This is a genomic window from Bradyrhizobium sp. CCGUVB1N3 (assembly GCF_024199925.1).
Taxonomy (GTDB): domain Bacteria; phylum Pseudomonadota; class Alphaproteobacteria; order Rhizobiales; family Xanthobacteraceae; genus Bradyrhizobium.
In genome coordinates, this window is the sequence record NZ_JANADR010000001.1 from 3254201 (window position 1) to 3278302 (window position 24102).

Annotated in this window: 26 protein-coding genes and 4 pseudogenes; 20 read left to right on the plus strand and 10 right to left on the minus strand. The window is 58.4% G+C overall.

Annotation, left to right across the window (positions count from 1 at the left end; all coding sequences use genetic code 11):
- Window positions 1–17: 17 nt before the first annotated feature.
- The 5 genes and pseudogenes from NLM33_RS15390 to NLM33_RS15415 form a co-directional block, all read left to right on the plus strand.
- The gene (locus NLM33_RS15390; RefSeq protein WP_254096864.1) at window positions 18–1106 is read left to right on the plus strand and encodes an ABC transporter ATP-binding protein; all 1089 of its coding nucleotides are present in this window, start codon (window positions 18–20) and stop codon (window positions 1104–1106) included.
- Between the two features lie 80 nt (window positions 1107–1186).
- Window positions 1187–2365 carry a PotD/PotF family extracellular solute-binding protein gene (locus NLM33_RS15395; RefSeq protein WP_254096865.1) on the plus strand — a complete coding sequence of 393 codons (1179 nt, stop codon included), beginning with the start codon at window positions 1187–1189 and terminating at the stop codon, window positions 2363–2365.
- Entirely contained in the window at window positions 2341–3264 is a 924-nt protein-coding gene (locus tag NLM33_RS15400) for an ABC transporter permease (RefSeq protein ID WP_254096866.1), read from the plus strand. The genes NLM33_RS15395 and NLM33_RS15400 overlap by 25 nt, the downstream gene beginning before the upstream one ends.
- On the plus strand, window positions 3261–4073 hold the full coding sequence (locus NLM33_RS15405) for an ABC transporter permease (RefSeq protein ID WP_254096867.1): 813 nt from the start codon (window positions 3261–3263) through the stop codon (window positions 4071–4073). The genes NLM33_RS15400 and NLM33_RS15405 overlap by 4 nt, the downstream gene beginning before the upstream one ends.
- 448 nt (window positions 4074–4521) lie before the next feature.
- Window positions 4522–4941 (plus strand): annotated as a pseudogene (locus tag NLM33_RS15415) (TetR/AcrR family transcriptional regulator); the annotation flags it as partial.
- Window positions 4942–5096: 155 nt separating this feature from the next.
- Here NLM33_RS15415 and NLM33_RS15420 read toward each other — a convergent pair.
- Window positions 5097–6226, minus strand: a protein-coding gene (locus NLM33_RS15420) for an IS3 family transposase (protein WP_254095161.1) whose coding sequence is annotated in 2 segments (ribosomal slippage) — window positions 5097–5974 and window positions 5974–6226 — 1131 coding nt in all. Because the reading frame shifts where the segments join, the coding sequence is not laid out codon by codon here.
- A 114-nt stretch (window positions 6227–6340) separates the two neighbouring features.
- Between NLM33_RS15420 and NLM33_RS15425 the strand changes: the two genes are divergently transcribed.
- The 3 genes from NLM33_RS15425 (at window position 6341) to NLM33_RS15435 (ending at window position 8202) form a co-directional block, all read left to right on the plus strand.
- Window positions 6341–7201 carry an alpha/beta fold hydrolase gene (locus tag NLM33_RS15425; RefSeq protein WP_254096869.1) on the plus strand — a complete coding sequence of 287 codons (861 nt, stop codon included), beginning with the start codon at window positions 6341–6343 and terminating at the stop codon, window positions 7199–7201.
- Between the two features lie 426 nt (window positions 7202–7627).
- Entirely contained in the window at window positions 7628–7855 is a 228-nt protein-coding gene (locus NLM33_RS15430; RefSeq protein WP_254096870.1) for a hypothetical protein, read from the plus strand.
- A 29-nt stretch (window positions 7856–7884) separates the two neighbouring features.
- Complete coding sequence (locus NLM33_RS15435; protein WP_254096871.1) at window positions 7885–8202, plus strand: PilZ domain-containing protein; 318 nt, start codon at window positions 7885–7887, stop codon at window positions 8200–8202.
- A 645-nt stretch (window positions 8203–8847) separates the two neighbouring features.
- Here NLM33_RS15435 and NLM33_RS15440 read toward each other — a convergent pair.
- Window positions 8848–9168 (minus strand): hypothetical protein, encoded by a 321-nt coding sequence (locus NLM33_RS15440; protein WP_254096872.1) that lies wholly within the window; start codon window positions 9166–9168, stop codon window positions 8848–8850.
- A gap of 419 nt (window positions 9169–9587) precedes the next feature.
- Here NLM33_RS15440 and NLM33_RS15445 point away from each other — a divergent pair.
- Window positions 9588–9772, plus strand: a pseudogene (locus NLM33_RS15445) (hypothetical protein).
- Between the two features lie 186 nt (window positions 9773–9958).
- On the opposite strand, the gene NLM33_RS15450 reads toward NLM33_RS15445, so the two are convergent.
- From NLM33_RS15450 to NLM33_RS15460, 3 genes are all read right to left on the minus strand, one after another.
- The gene (locus tag NLM33_RS15450; RefSeq protein WP_254096873.1) at window positions 9959–10240 is read right to left on the minus strand and encodes a hypothetical protein; all 282 of its coding nucleotides are present in this window, start codon (window positions 10238–10240) and stop codon (window positions 9959–9961) included.
- A 232-nt stretch (window positions 10241–10472) separates the two neighbouring features.
- Window positions 10473–10682 (minus strand): GDCCVxC domain-containing (seleno)protein, encoded by a 210-nt coding sequence (locus NLM33_RS15455; RefSeq protein ID WP_254096874.1) that lies wholly within the window; start codon window positions 10680–10682, stop codon window positions 10473–10475.
- 137 nt (window positions 10683–10819) lie between these two features.
- Entirely contained in the window at window positions 10820–11626 is an 807-nt protein-coding gene (locus NLM33_RS15460) for a hypothetical protein (protein WP_254096875.1), read from the minus strand.
- 95 nt (window positions 11627–11721) lie between these two features.
- Between NLM33_RS15460 and NLM33_RS15465 the strand changes: the two genes are divergently transcribed.
- The 6 genes and pseudogenes from NLM33_RS15465 (at window position 11722) to NLM33_RS15490 (ending at window position 16462) form a co-directional block, all read left to right on the plus strand.
- Window positions 11722–12851 (plus strand): IS3 family transposase gene (locus NLM33_RS15465; RefSeq protein WP_254095161.1). Its coding sequence is split into 2 segments (ribosomal slippage): window positions 11722–11974 and window positions 11974–12851, totalling 1131 coding nucleotides; the frame shifts between segments, so codons are not numbered across the junction.
- Window positions 12848–13069, plus strand: coding sequence for a hypothetical protein (locus NLM33_RS15470; RefSeq protein ID WP_254096876.1), 222 nt, complete (start codon window positions 12848–12850; stop codon window positions 13067–13069). Before NLM33_RS15465 ends, NLM33_RS15470 begins: the two co-directional genes overlap by 4 nt.
- Before the next feature lie 333 nt (window positions 13070–13402).
- Window positions 13403–13777 carry a hypothetical protein gene (locus NLM33_RS15475; RefSeq protein ID WP_254096877.1) on the plus strand — a complete coding sequence of 125 codons (375 nt, stop codon included), beginning with the start codon at window positions 13403–13405 and terminating at the stop codon, window positions 13775–13777.
- 199 nt (window positions 13778–13976) lie between these two features.
- Complete coding sequence (locus tag NLM33_RS15480) at window positions 13977–14912, plus strand: GAF domain-containing protein (protein ID WP_254096878.1); 936 nt, start codon at window positions 13977–13979, stop codon at window positions 14910–14912.
- Between the two features lie 33 nt (window positions 14913–14945).
- Window positions 14946–15347, plus strand: a pseudogene (locus NLM33_RS15485) (formylglycine-generating enzyme family protein); the annotation flags it as partial.
- Between the two features lie 446 nt (window positions 15348–15793).
- Window positions 15794–16462, plus strand: coding sequence for a hypothetical protein (locus NLM33_RS15490; RefSeq protein WP_254105810.1), 669 nt, complete (start codon window positions 15794–15796; stop codon window positions 16460–16462).
- 491 nt (window positions 16463–16953) lie between these two features.
- On the opposite strand, the gene NLM33_RS15495 is transcribed toward NLM33_RS15490, so the two are convergent.
- Window positions 16954–17130 (minus strand): hypothetical protein, encoded by a 177-nt coding sequence (locus tag NLM33_RS15495; RefSeq protein WP_254096879.1) that lies wholly within the window; start codon window positions 17128–17130, stop codon window positions 16954–16956.
- Window positions 17131–17329: 199 nt separating this feature from the next.
- On the opposite strand from NLM33_RS15495, the gene NLM33_RS15500 reads away from it, so the two are divergent.
- The 3 genes from NLM33_RS15500 (at window position 17330) to NLM33_RS15510 (ending at window position 18724) form a co-directional block, all read left to right on the plus strand.
- The gene (locus tag NLM33_RS15500) at window positions 17330–17626 is read left to right on the plus strand and encodes a thermonuclease family protein (protein ID WP_371929955.1); all 297 of its coding nucleotides are present in this window, start codon (window positions 17330–17332) and stop codon (window positions 17624–17626) included.
- Window positions 17627–18250: 624 nt separating this feature from the next.
- A complete protein-coding gene (locus NLM33_RS15505; RefSeq protein WP_254096881.1) occupies window positions 18251–18514 on the plus strand; it encodes a hypothetical protein in 264 nt (87 codons plus the stop codon).
- A 33-nt stretch (window positions 18515–18547) separates the two neighbouring features.
- Window positions 18548–18724, plus strand: a complete 177-nt coding sequence (locus NLM33_RS15510) for a PRC-barrel domain-containing protein (protein WP_254096882.1) — start codon at window positions 18548–18550, stop codon at window positions 18722–18724.
- 381 nt (window positions 18725–19105) lie between these two features.
- On the opposite strand, the gene NLM33_RS15515 is transcribed toward NLM33_RS15510, so the two are convergent.
- Both NLM33_RS15515 and NLM33_RS15520 read right to left on the minus strand, forming a co-directional pair.
- Complete coding sequence (locus NLM33_RS15515; RefSeq protein ID WP_254096883.1) at window positions 19106–19654, minus strand: sulfite exporter TauE/SafE family protein; 549 nt, start codon at window positions 19652–19654, stop codon at window positions 19106–19108.
- Window positions 19655–20053: 399 nt separating this feature from the next.
- On the minus strand, window positions 20054–20296 hold the full coding sequence (locus NLM33_RS15520) for a hypothetical protein (protein ID WP_254096884.1): 243 nt from the start codon (window positions 20294–20296) through the stop codon (window positions 20054–20056).
- 711 nt (window positions 20297–21007) lie between these two features.
- Here NLM33_RS15520 and NLM33_RS15530 point away from each other — a divergent pair.
- Window positions 21008–21805, plus strand: coding sequence for a Crp/Fnr family transcriptional regulator (locus NLM33_RS15530; protein ID WP_254096886.1), 798 nt, complete (start codon window positions 21008–21010; stop codon window positions 21803–21805).
- Here NLM33_RS15530 and NLM33_RS15535 read toward each other — a convergent pair.
- A complete protein-coding gene (locus NLM33_RS15535; protein ID WP_254096887.1) occupies window positions 21786–22085 on the minus strand; it encodes a DUF1330 domain-containing protein in 300 nt (99 codons plus the stop codon). The genes NLM33_RS15530 and NLM33_RS15535 overlap by 20 nt on opposite strands.
- A gap of 866 nt (window positions 22086–22951) precedes the next feature.
- A pseudogene (locus NLM33_RS15540) lies at window positions 22952–23210 on the minus strand (transposase); the annotation flags it as partial.
- A 259-nt stretch (window positions 23211–23469) separates the two neighbouring features.
- Here NLM33_RS15540 and NLM33_RS15545 point away from each other — a divergent pair.
- Entirely contained in the window at window positions 23470–23958 is a 489-nt protein-coding gene (locus NLM33_RS15545) for a hypothetical protein (protein ID WP_254106199.1), read from the plus strand.
- The last annotated feature ends 144 nt before the right edge of the window (window positions 23959–24102 follow it).

Consider the following 24102-nt stretch of genomic DNA (forward strand, 5'->3'; position numbering starts at 1 on the left):
GCGAACGAGGAGGCCGGATGAGTTCGCCAGCCGCCATAACGCTCGATCGTGTAACCAAGGTCTACGACAAACCTGTCGTGTCCGACATTTCGTTGGAGGTGCCGGAGGGAAGCTTCGTCACGGTGCTGGGACCTTCCGGCGCTGGCAAGAGCACGATATTGCAAATGATCGGTGGCTTCCTGCAGCCGACCGCAGGCCGTATTCTCTTCGCCGGTACGGACGTGACGGCGCTTCCGCCCAACAAGCGGCCATGCAACACGATCTTTCAGGACCTCGGCCTGTTTCCGCACATGACTGTTGCCGAGAACGTCGCCTATGGCCTCAAGGTACGCGGCGTCGACCCAGCCACGCGGCGCAAGTGCACGGCGGAGATGCTCGCTATCGTTGCCCTTGAAGGCTACGAGCGGCGCCGCATACACCAGCTTTCCGGAGGTCAGCGCCAACGCGTGGCGCTTGCCCGAGCGCTGGTGCTCGACCCTGCTGTTCTTCTGCTCGACGAGCCATTGACGGGGCTCGACGAGCGATTGCGCCAGCAACTGCGCGGCGAGATCAGTCGGCTGCACCGACAACTCGGCGCGACCATCCTTGCCGTCACTCACAATCAGGATGAGGCTCTGTCTCTAAGCGATCGGATTATAGTCCTGCGAGCGGGCCGCATCGAACAGATCGGTACGCCGCGCGAAGTCTTCGAACGACCGGCCAATACCTTCGTCGCGTGGTTCGTTGGGTTCGACGTAATATTGAAGCCGGAGCGCGTCGATTCCGGCACTGCCGACTGGCATGCGCGCGTTGCTGGACGAGATATCCGCTGTGAACCGCCCGTCAGCCGTGACCCGGCGAACGGTTATGTGCTGGTCCTCCGACCCGAGCGGATCAGGATCGCACACCCAAAAGAGCGAAGTGATCTCGGGCCGCTCACGGTCATTTCCACCGCCTACAAGGGCCGAGACGTCGAGGTTGAGAGCCGCTTGATTGATGGTCAAGCGCTCAAATTTCTCATCTCCGCAGATCCGGGTGTCGCGGTACCCGCACCAGGCAGCAGCATCGAGATTGTTTGGGAACCCATGAAGCCGCTATTGCTGCCGGACGCGCCGGTCGAGCCCTGATATCTGCCCAGCGCCGGCTCTGCGAAGGCGCCTGAATTATGATATGAATCAAGCCGGGAGGCTCCCTGGGAGCTTGGACAATGGCGCACAGCATCGGGAATGGCTTTCCGCCGGGCGTATTCTCCCAGTTGACACGCCGCCAGCTCGTTCAGAACGGTGTTCTTGGTGCTGGCGCGCTGGCAGTCGGAAGTTTGGGCCTGCCGCGCGCCGCCCGAGCGTTAGATGAGATCAATTTTTGGGCAACCGGCACGCTCGATATCGGCGACGACGGTTGGAGAACCATTGCAAACGACAGCGGTGTCAAAGTCGACTTCACCGATAACGGCAACGACCCGGGGCCGGTCGTTGCCAAGCTCGTGGCTGGCAACGCAAACGACATTTATGATGTCGGAGGGCTCCAGGGAGGCAGCGAAAAGGAACTGGCGAGACGCGACCTGATTGCGCCCTGGGATATTTCGCAAATACCAAATTATGCGAGCGTGTGGCAGTGGGCGAAGGACATTCCCTACCTGACCCACGATGGCAAGGCCTACGGAATGCCGACCGTCATCAATGCCGATTCCATCATCGCCGTAAGAGACAAGGCTGGCAGCATCGACAGCTATGGCGTCATCTTTGATCCGAAGCTGAAGGGCAAGACCGCTATGGAAGACGCCTGGATCAACAGCGTCATCTTTACCGCCATTTATCTGAAGAACTCGGAGAATGCGAAGATTGCCGAGCCCGGCAACCTGACCGCTGACGAGCTCGGGCTGGTCATGGAATTCCTGATCAAGCACAAGCGGGACCGCCAGTTCCGCACGTTCTGGAACGGTTGGGAACAGGGTCTTCAGCTCTTGGCCAACCAGGAGGTCTGGGTGATGACTGGCTGGGAACCCATTGTTTATGCCGCGCGGATGCGGGGTGTCGATTGCTATTATGCCGTGCCGAAGGAAGGCTACGAGGGATGGGCTAACAATACCATCCTGCTGAAGAGCGCGGTGGTCCGCGATCGTGCAAAGGCGGCCCATCAGTTGGTCAATGCCCTTTTCTCGGGATTCTACGGCTGCAAGCTCGGCGTGCTGCGCGGCTATGTCGTTCCCACCGACAACAACGTCGCCTACGCGACGGCTCATGCGAATGCTTTCGATCCGGCGGGCGTCCGGAAACTGGCCGAACATGTGAAGCAAAAGTTTGCCGGCAAGATCTATTGGCAAAACACCCGGCCGGACAATTTCCAGCTCTACGAAACATGGTGGCAGAAATTGAGGAACGCGTAGTGCCTCACGAACCGGGGCCCGACGAAAGCGTGGGCGCCCGCTGGCGGCCGGCGGGCTTCCTCCTCGCGCTCCCGTCGCTCGCGGTTTTTGTCGGGGTGGGCTTCATTCCGCTGGCACTGATCACGACGTGGAGTTTCTGGAGCTTCGATCCTGATACCTACTGGATCAAGCCCGCCTGGTCGTTCGCGTCATATGCGGCCCTCCTTGAGAACGGACGAGCAACCGTTTTTCTGCGCACGGCGGGCCTCGCCGCACTGACGGCTACTGCTTCCACGCTACTCGCTGTTCCGACCGCGGCGGTCGTCGGTCTGTTGAGCGGACCGCGCCGGGCTGCGCTCCTCCTCGCACTGTTCACCATTCCATTCTTTACGAGCGGCCTCGTGCGCGCCTTTGCATGGCGCCTCGTGCTTGGTCGGCAGGGCGTCATCAACAACGCACTAATGAGCCTTGGAATTGTGGAGACTCCAGCTGAATGGCTTTTGTTCTCCGATTTTGCGGTCCTGCTGGGGATGGTCGCCGCCTATCTGCCATTCGCGATAGTTCCCATTGTGCTGGCATTCGCACGGATCGAACATTCAGTGATTCGTGCAAGCCAGGACCTTGGTGCAGGCTTCTGGACCGTGCTCGCAACCATCGTCTTGCCGCTCGTCCTGCCAGGAATCGTGGCGGGCTTTCTGTTCGTATTCGTCGTCGCCGTTGGCACATCCATGGAGATCCAGCTTCTTGGAGGGGCTGGTGCTTCTTCCATTTCCATCATGATCGACGATGTGCTGAGAGTGGTGAATTTCCCCCTCGCCTTCGCCATCGCTACGGTTGTCATCACTCTGCTCACCGTCCTCATCATCATCGCAAATCGCGCGCTCAGGCTATCGCGCCTGTTCGAAAGCCTCGGCATATGAACTTCGATGCAATCGTCACGGGACGCACCGGCGGCGGCCGGCTTTTGTTCACCACTATCACGGCGCTGAGCCTGGCAATCATGTATGCGCCAGTACTGTACCTGCTGCTTGCATCGTTGAACCCGGACGCGCAGCTTGGACTCGTTACGCCGAGCCGCTATAGCCTCAAATGGTATTTTGCGCTTCTCGACGATGGCCGCCTCGCTGGGGCTCTCAAGGAAAGCGCAATGGTCGGGCTCGCAACAGCCGCACTGGCGACGCCGATCGGCCTCTCTGCTGCGCTCGCTTACCGGGCGATGACGCGCCTGCGCGGCGTATTCCTCCTCGTCATTCTCTCGGCCATGTTCGTCCCGGGTACGATTGAGGGCCTCGGTCTGTCGGCGACTCTGAGAGTTGTCGGTCTCGCCCCATCTTGGGTCACCATAGCAATCGGACATCTTCTGTGGACGCTGCCGTTCGCCGCTGTGGTCTCGCTCATCGGCCTGTCGGCGGTCAGGCCCAGCACCATCGCGGCGGCCCGCGACCTCGGCGCCGGGCCAATACGGGCCTTCGTCGACATAACCCTGCCGCTTATGCGCACCAATCTCCTCTCGAGCTTCGTCTTTGCATTTCTCCTTTCACTGAACGAGCAGGCGCGCGCGTACTACCTGGCCGGTCGCCAGAACACGCTTCCGCTTTATATGTTCGGCGCGATGAATTCGGGTGCCTCGCCGACCATCTATGCATTTTCAGGCGCGATCATCGTCATCTCGGTCGCAATCGTCGCCTTGGTCTTTGCCGGCCTAATGGGGCAGCAGAGCCGGCGGTAGGCGCCTTGGCCGAGACACAGGAACGGCAACAAGAAACGCGCAGCTGTGCCGGCATTCTCGACGAAGAACTCGAGCGTGAGCGGCTGCGCCGGCGTGCCCGCGTTGGGAATCCTCCCGCCGCATCCGCAAACCGTGAGGGTGCAGTTGGCCGGCTCGGCCGGATCATCCGCCACTTCAATACAGAATCCCAACCGATTGAGACAGTTCACCATCGCCTGCGTGTCCTCGCTCCAAAGAGCACCGCGTAGGACGACGGTTGCGCGGTCCGACGGCTCAGGGGGACAATTTCGATGAGGTCCGGCAGCATGGTCCCATCGCAAGGTCCCCGAAGGTAGAGTCGAGGACGGGCGCGGTGGCTGGAGGCCTGAGGCCATCACTCCGTTTCCCATCCTCGCTCATCGAACTGGACGTGCCGATTTCCGGCATCCAGCTCTCCGACTAGTTTCATCGCGAGGCATTGGCGGTTGAGGCGTCCAAGCGCGCATTGGAGAGCGCGTCCGGCCGATGGTCAGACGCGGCCGCGGCACATCCTGACGATCCACTCGGCGCGGTGATCGCGTTTTACCTCAGTGGCGACCATCGCGGAGAAAAGATGGACGGTTGCCCGATCGTGGCGCTTGGCTCAGATGCCGCCCGACAGGGCCCCGACGTGAAGGCGGAATTCGAAACGGGAATTAAGGCGCATCTCGACGTGCTCGGCCACTTCGTCGCCGGGGCCGACGGCAAGGCCTCCCGCAGCAAGGCCATGGCCATTCTCGCAACGATGGTCGGCGCGGTGACGCTATCGCGCGTCGTCAACGACCCTGATCTGGCTCAGGCGCTTTTGGATGCCGCGGCCGAGCAGGTTCGCGACGTCGCTGCCTCTTGAGAGCGCACAGAGCTGGCCCCGGTTGTTTGGACAGCGCCCCGCGAAAATTAAGTGGATTCCTGCCGGGTTATGCTGAAGGCGGGGCTTTACGATTTTGCTGTGGCGTCGGGAGGGCGTAAGCCCGACCAGAGCCGCAGCAAAATCGTTGGCGACGATCATGCGGCCGTCACCATCGTTTGCGCGCCGAAGTAAGCCTCGTCGGGCGTGCGTTCGTCAAGGCTCGAGTGAGGACGTCCTCGGTTGTAGAACGCCAGATATTTGGAAATCGATGCTCGCGCCTCGAGCACGCTGTCGTAAGCACGCAGATAGACTTCCTCGTATTTGACAGTGCGCCACAGCCGCTCGACGAACACGTTGTCGCGCCAGGCACCCTTGCCGTCCATGCTGATGGCGATGTTCGCGTCCAGCAGCACGCCGGTGAAGTCGAGGCTGGTGAACTGGCTACCCTGATCCGTGTTGAAGATCTCGGGCCTGCCGTGCTTCGCCAACGCCTCCTGGAGCGCTTCGACGCAGAATATCGTCTCCATCGTGATCGATACGCGATGGACCAACACCCGTCGGCTGAACACATCGACGACCGCCGCGAGGTAGACGAATCCACGTCGCATCGGAATGTAGCTGATGTCCATTGCCCAGACCTGGTTCGGCCGCTCGATCTTCAATCCGCGCAATAGGTACGGGTAGATCTTGTGGCCCGGTGCGGGCTTGCTCGTGTTCGGACGGCGATAGATCGCCTCGATCCCCATGCGCTTCATCAGCGTCGCGACGTGGCGGCGGCCAATCTGCATGCCCTCACGCTGCAACAGCGATCGCAGCATGCGCGCCCCTGCGAAGGGATAATCGAGGTGCAGCTCATCGAGCCGGCGCATCAAGACAAGGTCCTCGGCCGAAACCGGCCGAGGTTCATAGTAAACCGTACTGCGGGCAAGGTTCAGGACCTTCGCCTGGCGCACGACAGACAGATCATGGTCGCGGTCGATCATCGCTTTGCGCTCAGCAGGCCCGCCTTGGTGAGCGCGCCGGACAAAAAATCGTTCTCCAACGCAAGCTCGCCGATCTTGGCATGTAACGCCTTCAAATCGACCGGCGCCTCGGCCGGTCCGTTGTCCTGCCCAAACACTCCGGCGGCGCCTTCCAGGAGTTGGGTCTTCCAGGTCGTGATCTGGTTCGGATGGACATCAAACAATTGCGCCAGCTCGGCCAACGTCTTCTCCCCCTTCACGGCCGCCAAAGCCACCTTTGCCTTGAATGCCGGAGAATGCGTCCGGCGACTCCTCTTCGTCATCTTCGCTCCTGATTCGCGGCAAGAAGCCTCGCCGCTCTCAGGCAGAAAATCCACTCAAGCTACTGTCCGAATTTGCGGAGCCAGCTCTCACCCCTCGAAGCACGGAGAGATCGAATGCTCAGCGTGACTGAAGCCAAACCAAGTTTGCTCAAAATATCGGACAAGCTAAGCGTACGTTTTCAAAAGACCGGCAGCGGGCCTCCGCTGCTCCTCATACATACGATCCGGACGCAGCTCGAATATTTCCGCGCTCTTGCGCCCCTCCTCGCCGGGTCGCACACGGTGTACGCCATTGACCTTCCGGGTCACGGACACTCACCAATCGATCCAAGCGCGAGCTTCGATGAACCCTACTTCAGGCGGGCCGTCATAGGTTTTATCGAGGAGCTGGATCTCTCGGACGTGACGCTCGTTGGCGAATCGATCGGCGGGGCATTAGCCCTCACAGTGGCGGCGTCGCTTCCGCAGCGGCTGAAGCGGGTCTTTGCGATCAACTCCTATGACTATGAGACCCGCTACGGCGACGGCATTCGACGTGGCAACTGGTTGGCGAATTTCATCATCGGAAGTCTGCAGATCCCGGTCCTCGGCGCGATCAATGCATCGCTCGAAAACAAGATCGTCCTCGGCAAGATCATGGGCGGCGGATATCACGACCCACGCAAACTGCCGGCGGATCTGCTTGCTGAGTTCGATGAGGTAGCCCACCGCCCGGGATACAAGCGGGTCGCACGCAAGGTGCTGGCAGGTTGGCGCTCCTGGAGCAAGGCCCGCGACTACTATCAGCAGATCTCGGTCCCTGTGACGCTCATCTATGGCGATAGCGATTGGTCTCGACCAGATGAGCGCGAACGCACGCGGTCGCTGATCCCCGCCTCGCGGATGTTGACTCTGAATAATACCGGCCACTTCTCAGCTGTCGAGAATCCGTCCGAGCTGGCTCGTGTGATCCTGCCTACAGAACGACGGCAATGATCAAACACAGGAGTACGCGACCATGACTGAGAACACGGCTGCAACCGACTGAACGGTTTGATCTGTAATGCTTGCCGAATTTCGATGGCGTTTTAGCGCAACTTAGATACTACAATACCGGCTGCTCGCAACCCTTCTAAATGTTTGTTAAACATTTCGGCGTGAAATTCTGAACACGGGCATTCTACAGAGGGTCGGCGTGGCCATGGTTGTCATGGTAAGGCTAGTCCGAGTGGGCCTGTCCGTTGTCCTAGCGTGTAGCTGCATTTTTCATCATCGCTTTTTTGATCACTATCGACGACAGCAACGCCATTAAGGCCGACCCGCAAAAAGAGATTTGCGACAATGTCTACGGTCCTTAGATTTCAGCGGCTTTACAGGGGGAAATCTGAGACAAGTCCCTCGTGCCAGAGACTGCCTGACATTTTGGCGAACGTCGCCGCTCTGTTGTCACAAGTTCAAGCTCTGGACGTCCAAACGACGGATGACGCCCGTCAGGCCGTCTTTCTTCTTGAACTCGCGAATAATTGCATCCGCCTGATCATCGGACAGACCAATTTGGATGAAGCGACCAGAGCGACGTTACTGGCGCAATCTGCCACGATCGATATGCGCATTGAAACCGCGCGCAGGGAGGCAGCGCATCTATTTTAGAAGAGAAGATTTGGAATTTTGGATTGCAGATGATGGGAAACGATCGAAAGGCACAGCGTGTTCGGTTTGATCACAAGCATGCTGTCAGCATCATGGGTGTCGATGGAACGTGGCGACGGAGCTGTATTCTCCTCGACGCCTCTGCAAGCGGCGCCAAACTTGAGGTCGATGGCTCGACCGACCCCCTGAAAGCGCAGGAATTCTTCCTCGTTCTGTCCTCCACTGGTCTGGCATTTCGACGGTGCGAGCTGATTTGGGTCGATGGCTCTCAAGTCGGCATTCATTTCGTCACCGCAAAGACAAAGGGCAAGGCGAACCCAGAGAAACGTCTCGTTCGTTCACAGTAAGACGAGCCCTTCAAGTGCAGCTTATTTCCTCTCGAACTATTCCGTCCATCGATACCCAATCTCTCTCAGAGAGCCACGCCAGAGAAGCGCTGCTGCATGACAATCGCAAGGGCTTCATCCTATATCTTTCCAGCGGTGGACCATCATCGCTCACGGAAGAGCGCGTGTTATTTCTAGAACCACGAGAGGCTCTGATATGGCTCAATGAGCCCGTCGAAGAGCGGGGATCATTTTGGGTGTGAGACTCGCGCGGGTATACCGTATAGATTGGCTTCTTCGACCAATGGCACCAGCGATGATGAATGGACTCTCCTCGATTAAAAGTGAATTTGCGATTGGTTCTCGCATAGAGGTAAAGCCCTCAGTGGGGCCGCGTTTGGGTGGTAAGACCGGGACGGTGATTGGTCTTGGCTATCATCCGAAGAGCCTCCGCATCGTCTTAGACGGGTCAAGATCACCGATAACACTTCACTTCACGTACCTTCTAATCGTGAACTCAAGTGCCCCTGGCTCAACGGACTTCGAGGCGTCCTCCGCCCGAGAGGCCCCCTCGTTCAAGAACGCGCTGCGATTGACCGGACCCTCTCGCAATTTGCGATGATCTGCGGCAGCATTTCGTCCAGCTTGAATTGGACTACTTCCGCTTCATTTGTCCGTAGGGCCCTGCGCCTGCTGAGGTCTTCCCTGTCGGGTGGCCTGCGAGGTTCGGCTTGTGACGGCCTCAAACACCGCAATACGGCGATCGAGTTGCCATAGCTCGACATCGTTGACATCAACTAGCTGCTCAGCACGTTCTCGTGCTTCCTGCTCGTTGGCGCACTGCAAATTGGCCACGCTTATAACGTGGTGGTGCTGATCCAAAAGGTAAGCTCGGTAGTGCGCCATCCCCACGCCCCCCAAGGCCGAGAAAAACTGTACTCCATTGATGCGAAGGGAAACCACGGAAATTTTCGCCTGGGAGTTCACGCTTGATGTCTATCCCTTTCAAAGTTGCTTTGATGGAGGAGGCTGACCACGCCGGAATATCGCAAATCAGTCGGTCCCGGTATCAAAGTGCGTCAAGTTGCTTCACCAATTCCTCGGCGACTTCCTTTCCGCCCTCCTCCGCTCTTCCGCGTAGTCAATCGCTACGTCGGCAACCTGTCGTCGATGCCCCGCGTCTTCCCTGACTATCCAGCGCCAGTAATCCGCAACGCATCAGCCGGGACCGAGATGACGCTAATGCGCTGGGCTTGCATCAGTCCGTTCCCAACCGGAACACGGTGAAGCATAAATTGGCGGGCGTTGCACATTTACAACCCGCGTAGGCATCGGAGACATTAAGCTACTCGGTCGAGACCAAAATATATTCGGCGTTTATTTCAGTACGATCAGCGAGGCGAAATATGTTTGATGTCTATCGCAATGATAAACGCGACTTGCTCGTCCTAAGCACGGGCTCAGCGATACCAGCGCTTAGCTCCAGGCATAAGTGGCGCAAGAGCAGAAGAGGGTTTGCAAAGTCAGCGACGAGATCAAGTCAGCCGTCCAGAGACAAGGTTATTACGTCCGCAGCCTGCGCGTTACCTAGAAGGGATTGATCTAGGTCGAGTGCGGCGTTCACCGGCCTCAGGCGGGCATGCGCCAGATGGGCGTGCGTGCCATCCTGGTCTATTGCTCCGACTACCACTGCAGCGGAAAAGGCCTGTGCTCGGCTTTAATTCGCCGCGTGCCTGATTGGGCTGCTAGGATACGCGATGAACCCGCAACGACTACCTTAGCATCCCGACAGGTCGCACACTTCCAATACCCTCAATGTTCGCTCTAAAACACAATTTGCAAACTCGCTGTTGCCAGTACAGGTGTCCACTGCTCTGTTATTTTGATCCGTCACACAGTCAGCGTAATTGCGACCTTTTGCTTCACCGAACTTCTGCCGAAATTTGGCAAGGCAAGCTTTGCTCGCTCTTGCAGTCTGCTCAATCCACTTGTTTCGGTCGATAGCTCCCGCCTGAGCAATCCATACAATCACCATCGCGATAATCAAAATGGATCGCATGTTGTTATCACTTTCCGCTGCGGGCAATGCGGCTACGATTTGAGGTCTGAAACGCCGCTCGGCGTTGTTATTGGATGGCGCACGAAAAGGCCCCAGCCCGGGGCTGACCCGCTGAGGCCCTCCTGAGTCACCCACTCCAGAAAGCGGTCACGACTCGATTGCCACATTATCCCGAAAAATGTTCTAATTTGGCAAAGCGCGTGTCCAAGTTAGGACAGTACCACCGGCGGCCTTATTCGCAGCATTTTGCTTTGCCTTGTTCTTGAACCGGCGGGCACGGGACAGAGCCATAAGTGCAAAACACGCAACAATCGCCAGCCTTGGGGTTAAACCGGGTGCCGCAGCCCTTGCAGTCATAGAAGAACTGGCAGGCGTCGGTTGGCATGGTCTCGGTGGCTTGGTGGCCGCAGGCTGGACAGGTCAGGGTCGAGTTCAATTCCATGGCCCGTAGTAGTTCAAATCAGGCCACTGTCAAATTCAACTTAGGCCACTAGGGTTAAACTAGGCCAGCGCCAAGAAACGTGAGCCGACACAAGCCAGTCGGTAACCTACGCGGCTATGTGCGGGACGCCGGGCTGTTCAAGGAGCACGCTGGGGCGGGCTTGCTCTAAACGGGTCGAAGATTTGCAGGAACGATGGTGCCTGGGCACTCTGCACAGACTGGTCCTGTGCTCGTGCATCTCGTACGGGCCGGGCGGGTACCTCTCCATCTTGCTCCCGCTGGACCTTTGCTCGGGGCTTCTGCGCGTGCCGGATCTTTGCCCTCGCATTTTGCACGGGCCGGACCCTTCGGTGCTTTTGCGTGGGCCCGACCTCTGGTCGGGCATCTTGTGGGAGCTGCACGAGCGCGACCTGTGCCCGTCTATCTTCCTCGGCCCTCCAAGCCTGGAATTGCTTGAACAGGGCTTCAGTTGGTAGCTCAGTGTTTTCCGTCTGACTCTGAGCGGCGGGTTCAGAAGCGGCAGCAAATTCGTCGCGGGTCGGCTCGTTCCTTGCGGCGGTCTTGTTGTCTGATGGCGGCGCTGACTCGGGATTAACCGACGGCGCGTCCCTTGCCGTCGGCGGCAAAGCCTGAGCATCGGCGGTTGATTGCATTGCGGTTGATTGAACTGTTGGCGTCGACTGATCGGTGCCAGGCTGAAGCGCCGAATTGTCGATCCGCGAAGCCGTGACGCCCGCAAAGAGCGTCGCTGGATTTTCCACTGATAGAATCGCGATACCGATCGCTGTCGCCGTTGCAGCCAAAATACTCGCCTTGAGGATTCGCGACGAGATACTCGCACTGTCCAAAGCTTTCCCGATTCCCTGCTCCTCGGGTCCATCGGCATGCTCGGAGAGAAAGAGAGTCAAAGGATCGTTCGAAGTAAAACGGTCTTTCGTCGGCATTGGGTAAAGAGCTGGCTCCGCAAATTCGGACAGTAGCTTGAGTGGATTTTCTGCCTGAGAGCGGCGAGGCTTCTTGCCGCGAATCAGGAGCGAAGATGACGAAGAGGAGTCGCCGGACGCATTCTCCGGCATTCAAGGCAAAGGTGGCTTTGGCGGCCGTGAAGGGGGAGAAGACGTTGGCCGAGCTGGCGCAATTGTTTGATGTCCATCCGAACCAGATCACGACCTGGAAGACCCAACTCCTGGAAGGCGCCGCCGGAGTGTTTGGGCAGGACAACGGACCGGCCGAGGCGCCGGTCGATTTGAAGGCGTTACATGCCAAGATCGGCGAGCTTGCGTTGGAGAACGATTTTTTGTCCGGCGCGCTCACCAAGGCGGGCCTGCTGAGCGCAAAGCGATGATCGACCGCGACCATGATCTGTCTGTCGTGCGCCAGGCGAAGGTCCTGAACCTTGCCCGCAGTACGGTTTACTATGAACCTCGGCCGGTTTCGGCCGAGGACCTTGTCTTGATGCGCCGGCTCGATGAGCTGCACCTCGATTATCCCTTCGCAGGGGCGCGCATGCTGCGATCGCTGTTGCAGCGTGAGGGCATGCAGATTGGCCGCCGCCACGTCGCGACGCTGATGAAGCGCATGGGGATCGAGGCGATCTATCGCCGTCCGAACACGAGCAAGCCCGCACCGGGCCACAAGATCTACCCGTACCTATTGCGCGGATTGAAGATCGAGCGGCCGAACCAGGTCTGGGCAATGGACATCAGCTACATTCCGATGCGACGTGGATTCGTCTACCTCGCGGCGGTCGTCGATGTGTTCAGCCGACGGGTGTTGGTCCATCGCGTATCGATCACGATGGAGACGATATTCTGCGTCGAAGCGCTCCAGGAGGCGTTGGCGAAGCACGGCAGGCCCGAGATCTTCAACACGGATCAGGGTAGCCAGTTCACCAGCCTCGACTTCACCGGCGTGCTGCTGGACGCGAACATCGCCATCAGCATGGACGGCAAGGGTGCCTGGCGCGACAACGTGTTCGTCGAGCGGCTGTGGCGCACTGTCAAATACGAGGAAGTCTATCTGCGTGCTTACGACAGCGTGCTCGAGGCGCGAGCATCGATTTCCAAATATCTGGCGTTCTACAACCGAGGACGTCCTCACTCGAGCCTTGACGAACGCACGCCCGACGAGGCTTACTTCGGCGCGCAAACGATGGTGACGGCCGCATGATCGTCGCCAACGATTTTGCTGCGGCTCTGGTCGGGCTTACGCCCTCCCGACGCCACAGCAAAATCGTAAAGCCCCGCCTTCAGCATAACCCGGCAGGAATCCACTTAATTTTCGCGGGGCGCTGTCCAAACAACCGGGGCCAGCTCTTAATGCCTCCTCTTAATGTTCTTGTCGACCCGGCACTAACTATCGAAGCGACAATCACCGGCACGATTTAGGACAAATCTTGATTTCATTTGGCCGGGGGAACCGCTCGATCACGCGGGAACCGGACTTCCATGGTATCCCCAATCTGCCGAACGGGTGGCAGCAGATGAAGTGGCCCGCGTCACGCAAGGTGACGAGCGCGACTGTTTGGAAGCACAATCGGATGTCGAACGCGGCGGACCAGCCCGTCATTAATGCACAAACGAAAGGGCCCCAGCCGGGGCTTGGCTGGAGCCCAACTTCCCTATTGCGCCCCAAGGCGGGCACGAGGATTAGAAATTCACCAATCGATTGGCCGATCCTATGTCCTAATTCGGAAGAGTGCGTGTTCTAGTTAGGACAGTATGCGCCATCTCTTCAGCTGCCTGAAAGCAACGCTTGCTGGTGCCCTCTGCATCTGCTTCACGGGCGTTGCCCTTGCCAAGGATGATGATGACGACGATGGCTCCTCGAAAGGCGCATCCAAGACGCCCAACATTTACCTCGATGCGAGAACAGCCTACGCCAGCGTACCTGCCGGCTCGCTGCCGATCGGATTTGGCAATTCGGCTCTGGTCACGGCATTGCAATCACTCGCACTATCCAGGGCCAATAGCTTCCCCGCACGTCCGGGCAGCTTGGCGCTGCCTGCGGCTCAGGCTGTCGTTGTCGATCTTCCGATGACCATCGACGTGACCGATGGCGTGTCAATCGTTGGCCCGAGCCGAGCAGGGGCGTAAGTGTTGCCGCTTCGGCTGTCAGCGGCGCACGGGACGTAGCCCAGCCGTCCCCTACTGGCGCTGATGAACCTTCTCAGACATTTCTGCCGGTCTAAATCAGACTACCCCCTAGCTGAGGATTGGCCTGCACGCTCTTATGTACCAAAAGCCAAATCGAGGCGGCGCCCAGCGTCTCGTCTGATAATTCGGAAATTTCCTTGTGACGGATGCCAACGATCCCCAGCAGGTCATTGCTGATCTCCAGTGTAGGCTCGACGAGGCAATTGCACAGCAGGCCGCCACCGCGGACGTGCTCAAGGTCATCAGCCGTTCGACCTTCGACCTCCAAAGCGTTCTCGAAACACTGATAACGTCCGCGGTTAAATTGTGCGGCGCCAATCGGGGTTCGATCTTCCTTCGCGAAGGCGACGTGTTTCCGCTGAGAGCAGCGTCCAGCACCACTCCCGAATTCCTGCAATATTGGGCAGCAAACCCGCCAAAAACGGGCCGCGGTTCGGCCACCTCGCGCGTCATCGCGTCGGGGAAAGTCGAAGTTATAACCGATGTTCTTGCCGACCCTGAAATGCAAATGCCCGCGAGTTCCTTGAACAGAATTCGCGGGACGCTTGGTGTGCCAATGCTCAGAGACAACCAGGTCGAGGGCGTGCTGGTGCTGACGCGACCCGAGCCCGGCCCGTTCCCCCAAAGTCAGATCGATCTGGTGCAGACCTTTGCCGACCAGGCGATGATCGCCATCGAGAACGCCCGCCTGTTCGACGAGGTACAGGCGAAGACTGCCGACTTGCACGAATCGCTGCGGCACCAGACCGCAACCTCCGAGGTGTTGCAGGTCATCAGCCGCTCGCCCGGTGAACTCGATCCCGTGTTCCAGACAATCCTGTCGAGTGCGAGCAGGATCTGTGATGCCCAATTTGGCCTGTTGCTTCTCTACGAAGCCGGCGGCTTCCGCTGCGCCTCAATGTTCAACCTGCCGTCGGCTTTCGCGGCGACCTTTTTGCGCAATCCGATCATCTGCCCGCCGCCGATCGACCCGTTGGGGCGGCTGATTGCGACCCAGCAACTCGTCCATGTTATCGACGTCAAGCAGGAGCCGGCTTATCTCACCGGCTTCCCGCCGATCGTGGAACTGGCTTAGCAACACATAGCGGATGAGATTTGCTCACGTTGAGTTTGGGTCAAAGGCGGCACTTTCCGGATGGGATCGAACGATCACTACCCGGAAGAAGCGCCGGTGCATCGCGTCTCCGTCGATGGCTTCTGGATCGATCGCATGCCGGTAACCAACCGGCTGTTCAAAGCAATTCGTCAAGGCGACCGGCTACGTCACCACAGCGCAGACCGCGGCGGCCTCGACGGCGAGGAATTCGCCTGGGGCAATGCGCTCACGCCTGATGGCAAACACATGGCCCACCTGGCAGGGCAATTTTCCAACCGAGAATCTCGACCAGGACAGCGAGCGCACTTCACCGGTTGACGGCCGTTCCCGCCCAACGGTTATGGCGTCTACGACATGATCGGCAATGTCTGGGATTGGTGGCCAACAAAGCACGAGGTCGATGCAATGTGTTGTGCTGAACGCGCAGCGATGCAACTGGCCGGGCCAGTTGTGACAGCGAGCAAAACGCTTGTGGTGTAGTTCACACACCGCCTTGCGACGCCGTGCGATACTTCGATCAGATTGAACTAGCGGAACGATGGTGCTACCTTTCAGCTACGTCATTCCTCGTAGGTATGATGCTGCAGGGGCGATCACGCTTACGGACTGCCGCCCTGCCATTTGGAAATTGGAATACTTCAGCCATTAGTGCCCCGCCTCCGGACGCATTTCAAAGTCGGCCGGGCGATGTCTCGTTGATGCATTACCCTCCTTTCTTCCCATTGACTCGGAGGCGGGCATTTTGCGTCTAGCGTACCAACAAATCGATTTTCGACATGTTTATTCTGATAAGTCGAGCCGGTTGCGGCAGGGACAATCAGCGTCGTGCAGGGTGTAACTGCCGTCGCTTCATCGTTTCAATGGTGTACTCGGCCTGCATCGTTCTTTTCGCACAAAGCGCGCAGGCTCAATGCGCAGCCCGCGATGTCTTGCAGAACCAGATGAAGTCCCACAAGGTACGTCCATCCGATGTGCCCCAACAGCTCATCAAGTCCGAGCGCGATGTCCCGACGTGGAAGACAATTAGGGCTGGTACCTTTGCCAATTCTATTGCGCTGCGTAACGCGCTGGATGCCATGGGGTGTGGTGTCGGTGGAGCGGCTGCCGAAATTCTCGCTCGACCGACCTTCACCGTCACTTCTAAGACAACCGAAGTGAAGCTTGTCGCTGTATCGGCGGCCGAGCTTGGGTTCAAGACGGATACCGTGACTTTGGCTGCTATTTACGCGCGCGCTAGGCAGCTCGGCTTTGAACTCGCTGGCGCGGAGGTCGGTCCGCAGTTGCGAATTCAATATCTTGACCAGCCTATTGGTGAATTTCTCATCATCGGAATGAAGCCAATCAAGACGTGGGGCGGCGAACCGACTATTCTGAACGTCGCGAATGGCGGCGCTGGATTAATCCTGATCGGACAAGACGGAAGGGACGAAGCGGAAATTGCCGCGACCTCCCGTGTTCTCTTCGCGCGGTCCAACGAACCTGCACCCAGCAACGAACTTGCGAGGGCAGCCGCACTTCTGCCGCCCTGAGCGTGACCGTAGCGATTCTCTTCTTCTCGGTTAGCTCGGTAATGGCTCGCGAATACCGCTGTCGAAGCGTTGCATCTCCGATCTTCGGTTCTTTGGCCAACGTGTCGGCGTAGAACCGATTTCGCCACGCGTTCCGGTTGGAGGCCACAACGCCTTCAGGAAAGCCGGGCGAGCCCGCTGGCGGGCTTTCGCCGTCCTCTGCAAGAACGGCCAGCAACGAATCCAGCGCCTTTCCATCGGGATCGAGCGTTCGGTCAACGCGTGCAGAACGGCCGGCGATATTTTGACGTAGATATTCAACCAGAACCGAAACGTCGCGCTGCCGGGCCCGCCAGCAAATCAGCGGGTTACCGCGTCTTCCTTTCCTCGTCGTTAGGTTCGCGGAACCGGAAGCTCCTAGCGGGAAGCGATTGCACTCCACCAGCGCTTCAATCTCGGCCTGCCATTCTGGCGCGGCAGCGTCGGGTCGTCGAATAGTCGTTACCAGCCCTTCAAGGCTCGTCGTTCTTGTTCGTCATCTCTCGCGCGGCCAGCTTCAGTTCTAATTCGCTGATTTGCTCTACCAGCCGCTCGACAATCTGTTCGTAGTCGGACGGCGCTAGCGAATTTACGCTGCGCGCCAATAGCTCGGCTTGTAGGACTTTCGCCATAACGGCTTTGACGCTCATTTCGACTCCCTGCGCAAATTCGATCATGATGAAATAGCAAGGAAAGGTTACAACAACCTGCGCCCCGTAGAATTACGGCCTATGTCAGTGGCGCCAGCCCTTCTTATCGAATTGCGTTCTGAAGCCTTTTGGTGGTCGCGGCAGCTCTGTCTCATCGTTTGGATTGCAGTCCACCAGCCGCTCACTGACCTGCGTGCCTGTGACCGACGATCGATACGGTCGCACGGCACCGACCTGCGCGGCGGACGGTGTCGATTTCGGCGAATGGCTGGTCCGCAATGGCTACGCGCTGGATTGGCTGCAATACTCCAAAGGCAAGTACGAAGCGGCACAACGTGGGACCGAGCGTGCCGTGCGCGGTATGTGGGAAGGCAGCTATGTCCGGCCTTGGCTGTATCGCGCCTGCATCCGATCGGCGGAACGCAGGGCGGCTGCTCGGATGACGCGAATACGCATCCCTAATGCGCGCGGCATTAGCCAACGGCGCAACTCGTAGCCGACCGCGCCGTAGACGGTGCACCTAGGGTCTGATCGACAATTCGATTTTGCTCGCGGATGTCAGCCGCGCTCCGCCATGATCCGAGCAGCCAATGCATTTTCGAGTTACGCCGGCTGTTAGACACCGGACCGCATCAAAAACGGATCCACGGACACAGCTAATCGGTCCGCAACTTGCGTGACAGTCGGCGTGGACTGCTTTTCGAGCGGTAGCGAGCCGAGAGATTTCATGGCCAGCCCAGTACAAGCGGCAAGAACAGCTATCGCAATCGCAGCGAGATATTTGGTCCTCATGGCGATGATCCCTCCCTTCATCACCCCATTAACTAAACCAGGCACCTTCAGAAATGGTTCCGAGTGCTGTTCGTCTGTCGATTGGGCCGGTTGCCTCAGTGTCGATGGCGCACCCCGAGTTCCTGGCCCGCATGGAACATCGCGCGTCGCGATCAGGTATCGGAACGAAAGCGTCTAAGAGGCTTTAGAAAAGCATGAGACCGCCGCTCGCCGGTACTAACACGGCGCATGTCGCGGGATAGCCAAAGGTCGCTGTGGCGATCCGCTGTTCTGAATACAAGCGCTCGCGCAGATAGCCAAAAGCGGCGGTCTCCGGTTGCTTTGAAAAATGGCCAGCCTGCTCCGATCGGTTGCTGGGGAGCGCTGGTGGCGCTACCGAACCGAAGGCTCCGTGATGCGCAACCACCTCGACATCGACTACGCACACAGCCGGGCCATCGTTCGAGAGATCGGCGAGAGACTACGCGCGACGCTGAAACCAGAGCCGAAATTGCCAGCGCGCCTCAAAACGCAAATCGACCGACTCCGCGAACTGGAGCGTTCACCGTCAATCGTTCCCGGTGCGGAGCATTGGAAGAGATCTCGCCATTGAGCCGCGGATGGGTCGGCCGAAGATGGACGAGCAATGCCATCGGTGAAACGCCATGAGTTAACAATCTTGAACGCGTACGGTGAGGCGCAATCTGAATTGATCGGCAAAGCCGTCGTCCTTACCGATGGAAAGGCAGGCACGGTGGAGAACGTTTGGCTGGATGAATTGCACGGGCTTCGGATTTCGATCAAAGGCCATGACGGAAGGTAGCCGGTCTCAACCATCAAGCTTGTGGAGAGCTAGATCCTCGCCTCGGCCGCGGGCTGCCCAAAAGCCGCGTTTCCTTTCAGAACATTCAAATCAAGATGAAAAAGCCGGACCGGCGCTTATTACCAAAGGCGAACTTCCCGCGTTCACACATGCCGCCATGCAATTGGCCAGGTGAGAATGCACTTGGCCAGGGTTTTTTATTCTCGCCGCAAGGTGCTAATCTCGCTATTCCTTAGCGTGGTCCTTAGAAGAGGGATACGTGCGGCGGCGGGAGTTCATTAGGCTTGTAGTATCGAGTGCCGCCACATTGTCGCAGATGGATGCGCGGGCACAGCAGTCGCCCCCGGTTATCGGTATCTTAGGAAGCTCAACGGCTGGGGACTATGGTCCGATGATAGTCGCCTTTTGAAAAGGGCTGAGCGAAACCGAGCAGCTTAGGTGTTCAACGACGACATGGCTGAACAGCATCGCCAGCGGCGGTCCCGAGATGGTGGTGACTGAATACAGGATGCCCAGTGCAGTCCCAAAGGGAAGACCGACCCACCATGTCTGCCGAATTGGTCTCCGCCAACCGGCTGCCTGAACGAGGATGAGCGGCAGAATGAGTGCGTAGGTCGCGAGTTTGATCCAGCCTGGCTGAACCGACGCGAGAACCAAGGCTCCGATTCCGATGCCGGGCAGGAGCCCGACGATGATTGGAAACACCCTCTTCCATACAGTTGCAACGCCGCTCAGATTGATAAAGAGAACGTAGAAGTTGGTGGCAACCTCGACCAGAACGACGGCGGGATTCAGGATGCGGTTTGCGTAGAAAACGAGAGCCACCGGCACGGTGAGCGAAGAAAACCCATAGCCGAGCGCGCCATTTACGAAGGCTCCAAGAAAAGCAATGCCGGCCAGAACGATCACCGCAGTATCAAGAGGAGGCATCGTTGGCTTCTCCAATACCGGCAATGGTCTTTATGGTACCACTCCTAACCTTCTGTGTGCAGTTGGAATCCGGCCGGGTGCGCGCCTCCGGTGTCAGCTTTCAGTGCCGAACCAATGCCATGCCCTGACGGTTATAGAGCGGCGCACGTCCATACACCGGTCCCATTAACGTCACTTACTCCTCCGAGTTGTTCTCCTCGGAGTTGTCGCGGGCGTTTTGGTCTCGCCGATGGTGCCGCAGCGGGGCAGGTGAATACATGGGCGACGACTTGTTCTGCGGCGATGAGAGCCGACCGCGACCAACTCATCTCGGTCTCACAGACTTCGCAAATTGATGCAACCAACTGCTCTAGTGATCGTCTCAGTACATCCATGCGCAGCAGTCCTCCGTGAGGCGCGTTAGTTCTTTCTGTTGATTTCGACTTCGATTGTGAACCGAATTTGCATCACTGGACCGCTGTCGTCGCGAGCCTCTACCGCGATCCGAGTTGGATTGATTGGCCTAAGGAGCGCGTCTCGGGCTGCGTCTGTCAGTGCCTTCGCGGCCTCTTCCTGCACGGCTTGGATATTCGGCAGCTCTAGCCCCTCGTCATCGGGGGCGAAGTCATCATCATCTCGCAAATCAAAATAGTAACATGACACTGGGCATTCCCGCGTTCTATGGAAAAGGCGGGCGAATTCATTCCTAGGCGTGTGCTCTCACTTGAGAGGCTGTGGTACCGGAGAGCGCAACCACTCGCTGATGTGCGAGCCAGTTTCGGCCTGCCGAACTTTCCGCAACAGCGCCTCTCTGCGAAGGCCGGGCGGGAGCGATTTGGCTTCCTTGCGAAGTCGCTCCGCTTCGTCAGCAAGGCGCACTTCGAGGGATTGTGCTTGTTTGATACGGCGTCGCTTTTGCACGGCGCTGCTCCTTCATGAGAGGAAGGCGGGAGCGCAACCGGCGTTCTCATCACAGATAAAAGCCAAGGTCCGTGCTGTGATGCGACCAAGCCTACGCCTGATAAATTCTGAGCCTGATGTCATATGTTAGGAGATGTGGCGGAATAAATAACGCTCCTCCACTGTAAGTAGGAACATTCCGGGTCTGAGCCGACGGAGAATGTGGTCGAAAACGGCGTAGAGTTAAGCGAGGGCTGATCCCCGGTCTGCTGCGGACACTCGACATGACGACGGCTTTTAAGTGCAGTTCATATGCCCCGTACCGGGAATAGGAACTCACTCTTCAATGCCGTACAGTGTTACCCATACGCATTTTGCAATTGCTTCTCCTAATGGTGCTGCGAGAAGGACAAAATCTGCCTCACGAGAGACTTGGACTATGGCCGCGCGTTGGTTTAAGTCGAAATGAGATTCATGGAAAAGATCTCGACCAGCTCTGGGAATCGACTTCTGGCGGCGTTGCCGCCGGCGGATTTGGGCTTGCTCGCGCCTCACTTCCAAACAGTCTCGTTCCAATCCGACGCCGTCTTGGTGCGGTCGGGCGATCAACTCGACCAGGTTTATTTTCCCCACAGCGGCGCGATCGCCTTCATGCTCGATATGCCCGACGGGCAAACCGTCGCAACCACGTTGATGGGACGGGAAGGCGCTTTGGCTTCGCTCTCCGTGCTCGGCCCATCGCTTTCCTCCGTGACTGCGATTGCTCGCGTGGCCGGCACGGCATCACTGATTTCCGTCGCGAAATTCCGGGCTGCCTATGCGCAAAGCGAAGCCATCAGGAATGTCGTGCAGGTGCACGCCCGCGCGCTGTTGTTACAGCTCCAGCACGTGGCCGCCTGCAATGCGCTGCATCGGGTGGATCGCCGCATGGCGCGGTGGCTCCTACAGCTCCACGACCGCGTTCCCGACGACGTGCTTCCGCTGACGCAGGAGGCGCTTGCCCAATTGCTCGGGGTGCGGCGAACGACGGTGACGCTGACGATGAGCAAGCTTCGCGCGGCGGGCGCCATTCCGTCCGACCGGCGCGGCTTTGTAGAGATCGACCGGGCGCGGCTCGAGCGCGTCGCATGCGCCTGTTATGCGCCGATGCAGCGCAAGATCGATCGGATGTATTGCCAGGAATTGTCGGCGCCGCAACCTGCCCTTGCGCCGTTCCGCGCAAGCTCCATTGTCGCCTTCGACGCCCCGCGCGCTAGACCCCCTCAAGCGTGATCAACATATCCAGATCGCTGGTGCTTTCTTTCCGCAACTTAATGAGCGGCTGATACTCAGGTGAGTTGTACCAATCGTAGAGTGATTGCCGATCAGGAAATTCAATGATCACGACGCGCTCGGGCTCCCAATGACCACCTTCGGGAAATCGATGCTCATCGCCCTTGGTCAGATACCGCCCGCCATATTTTCCGATCATCGGTCCAACCTTGACCCGGTACTCCTCAAACACAGCGGGCTCGGTGACGATGTGCTCAGCGATTAGGTAAGCCTTTGGCATGGCCGTTCTCCCGCTTGATCTCCCGGCCTGAAGCCTATCACGATCGGCCGATCGGCGCTGCGAAGTGGCGCGGGGCTTTCTAAAGGTAATTTTGGGGCAGCCGATGCGGCGCGGGTACGCGGGACCGCGATCTCTTCGCATATCTCGCGATTTCCGTTTCCGGCTTTGCTTGACCGCCGGAAACCCCAACAACGGCGAATCTTCAGCGGCGGTACTCGTAGTTCGTTCAGCGAGACCTCTCGCGTTTGGGATTTCAACAGACAGGCAGCTTCCAACGCAAAGAAAGGCGAGCGAGAGATTCGCGATAGAAGCGAACGCAGCGAACTATCACGCACGATCGACGTACCCCGAATTGACCGATTCAGCGCGAAAAATCGGGAGATCTCCGACAGACGACGCCGCCTTCCTAAAGAGCCCGGATGCGAATGGTTCCGAAGATATGGTGCTCGCGCGTCGTTTGTTTTTCTCTCGACGGGCGCCCCTACGACATCAGGAGACGAAAATACGAGTAGGCGTAATCGCTCGGTATATTACAAAGGAGGTAGACAAACTCCGCTAAGCCGCCACTTGCCGCGGTACTCCGGGTTCTCCCGGCGTCTTTCCGGCATTCAACATCTAATCCCGACCAAAACAGATGCAGCAGCTTGAGCTGCTGAGAAGTCCCTTTCGGGCGTAAACTATCTCAACGTGAACAATCGGGCGAACAACGGACTATTAAGCAACCATTTTTTAGCTGAACCGAACGCCACCGCGTGCCGGTACAGCGCCCTGGTGCGATATCAGCGCACATCTTCCGACATCTTTTTCACTCATTCGGCGAAACCCTTCGAGTTCGCAGGACAAGATTTACAATCTAAGATGACCTCCTCAACAGTACACATGTAGAGGCTCGTCAGGCCCCCTCGCGAGCGGCCCATATCTTGGTGATCGTTGTCCGCGATGCAGGCTCCCGGCTGGTGCACGCGCACGACGGAGGTATCGATCATCCGTACCGCCGCGTCATGACCGGCGGTCAGCATCCATGATCCGATCCCATACGCCAGCCTGCCGCCAACGAACGAAGCGATTATAGCAAGTAGTGCGGGGACCATAGGTTTCCGGTAGATCGCGCCAGGGAGCACTTGCCAGATGGCGTGCTCTGCACCACCACCTTACCCTTTAGCAGCCTCGACAGATCGTGAGATTGGGCTTCAGTTTCTCAATTTCTGCTTGATCGCCCAGCCACTGTATCGCCGATGGTCCCTCGGCAATATCCGGCTTTTGCCTGACCTTGGACTGTTTTGGGCGAGGCCTAATGGGCAGCGGCCGGCCTGTCTCCTCGCCGTCGTCGATACCTACGGTAAAGCCATCGGGACCGGGCTCCTGTGACGGAGACAGCTTGCCAATGCGCGGCGTGGGCAAAATGTTGTCGACGGCTGGTGCCGGCGCGTCTTTGTCATTGGCAGGCCGTGCCGAGTACTTGGCGGCTGCCGATGATCGCGCCGAACGTTTGGCGGTCGCTGTTGGCGCTGGAACATCGTCAGTCACCATTGGCGGAGAAACGTTTTTGATGGCCGGTGGCGGCGAACCCTTAGCGGTCGCTGTTCGCGCTGGAACGTCGTCTGTCACCGTCGGCGCCAAAACGTTATTGATGGCCGGTGGTGGCGAACCCTTGGCGGTCACTGTTCGCGCTGGAACGCCGTCCGTCGCCACAGGCGGAGAAACGTGTTTGGTCGTCGGTGGCGGCGAACCTTTGGCGGTCACCGATGGCGGCGAGGCAAGGATGACGGGCGGCGGATACATCGGGACTTCTGGCGCCATTGGCGGCGGAGGCGGCGAACCTCTGGCTGTCGGCCCCGAGTTGCTGCACGACAGATTGAGACCGCCCCAGTGACACGTAGCCGCTGGTGGCGAACCTTGGTCGGTCACCGATGACGGCGGGGTAAGTGAAAGCGGCCAGGCAACCGAGCTTTGACATCGAGCGGAGCCATGCAGCCAAAAACTGACAAACAAGAAACCAACGGCAAATAATGCAGCG

What these genes read in the sequence shown, in the direction of transcription:
- NLM33_RS15395 (WP_254096865.1), top strand. Translation starts at nt 1,187, where the DNA reads ATGGCGCACAGCATCGGGAATGGCTTTCCGCCGGGCGTATTCTCCCAG.
- NLM33_RS15505 (WP_254096881.1), top strand. Translation starts at nt 18,251, where the DNA reads ATGGCCAGCCTGCTCCGATCGGTTGCTGGGGAGCGCTGGTGGCGCTAC.
- NLM33_RS15510 (WP_254096882.1), top strand. Translation starts at nt 18,548, where the DNA reads ATGCCATCGGTGAAACGCCATGAGTTAACAATCTTGAACGCGTACGGT.
- NLM33_RS15450 (WP_254096873.1), bottom strand. Translation starts at nt 10,240, where the DNA reads ATGCGATCCATTTTGATTATCGCGATGGTGATTGTATGGATTGCTCAG.
- NLM33_RS15545 (WP_254106199.1), top strand. Translation starts at nt 23,470, where the DNA reads ATGCGCGGCGTGGGCAAAATGTTGTCGACGGCTGGTGCCGGCGCGTCT.
- NLM33_RS15535 (WP_254096887.1), bottom strand. Translation starts at nt 22,085, where the DNA reads ATGCCAAAGGCTTACCTAATCGCTGAGCACATCGTCACCGAGCCCGCT.
- NLM33_RS15495 (WP_254096879.1), bottom strand. Translation starts at nt 17,130, where the DNA reads ATGAGCGTCAAAGCCGTTATGGCGAAAGTCCTACAAGCCGAGCTATTG.
- NLM33_RS15390 (WP_254096864.1), top strand. Translation starts at nt 18, where the DNA reads ATGAGTTCGCCAGCCGCCATAACGCTCGATCGTGTAACCAAGGTCTAC.
- NLM33_RS15455 (WP_254096874.1), bottom strand. Translation starts at nt 10,682, where the DNA reads ATGGAATTGAACTCGACCCTGACCTGTCCAGCCTGCGGCCACCAAGCC.
- NLM33_RS15515 (WP_254096883.1), bottom strand. Translation starts at nt 19,654, where the DNA reads ATGCCTCCTCTTGATACTGCGGTGATCGTTCTGGCCGGCATTGCTTTT.
- NLM33_RS15470 (WP_254096876.1), top strand. Translation starts at nt 12,848, where the DNA reads ATGATCGTCGCCAACGATTTTGCTGCGGCTCTGGTCGGGCTTACGCCC.
- NLM33_RS15405 (WP_254096867.1), top strand. Translation starts at nt 3,261, where the DNA reads ATGAACTTCGATGCAATCGTCACGGGACGCACCGGCGGCGGCCGGCTT.
- NLM33_RS15490 (WP_254105810.1), top strand. Translation starts at nt 15,794, where the DNA reads ATGGTGTACTCGGCCTGCATCGTTCTTTTCGCACAAAGCGCGCAGGCT.
- NLM33_RS15425 (WP_254096869.1), top strand. Translation starts at nt 6,341, where the DNA reads ATGCTCAGCGTGACTGAAGCCAAACCAAGTTTGCTCAAAATATCGGAC.
- NLM33_RS15460 (WP_254096875.1), bottom strand. Translation starts at nt 11,626, where the DNA reads ATGCCGACGAAAGACCGTTTTACTTCGAACGATCCTTTGACTCTCTTT.
- NLM33_RS15435 (WP_254096871.1), top strand. Translation starts at nt 7,885, where the DNA reads ATGATGGGAAACGATCGAAAGGCACAGCGTGTTCGGTTTGATCACAAG.
- NLM33_RS15475 (WP_254096877.1), top strand. Translation starts at nt 13,403, where the DNA reads ATGCGCCATCTCTTCAGCTGCCTGAAAGCAACGCTTGCTGGTGCCCTC.
- NLM33_RS15530 (WP_254096886.1), top strand. Translation starts at nt 21,008, where the DNA reads ATGGAAAAGATCTCGACCAGCTCTGGGAATCGACTTCTGGCGGCGTTG.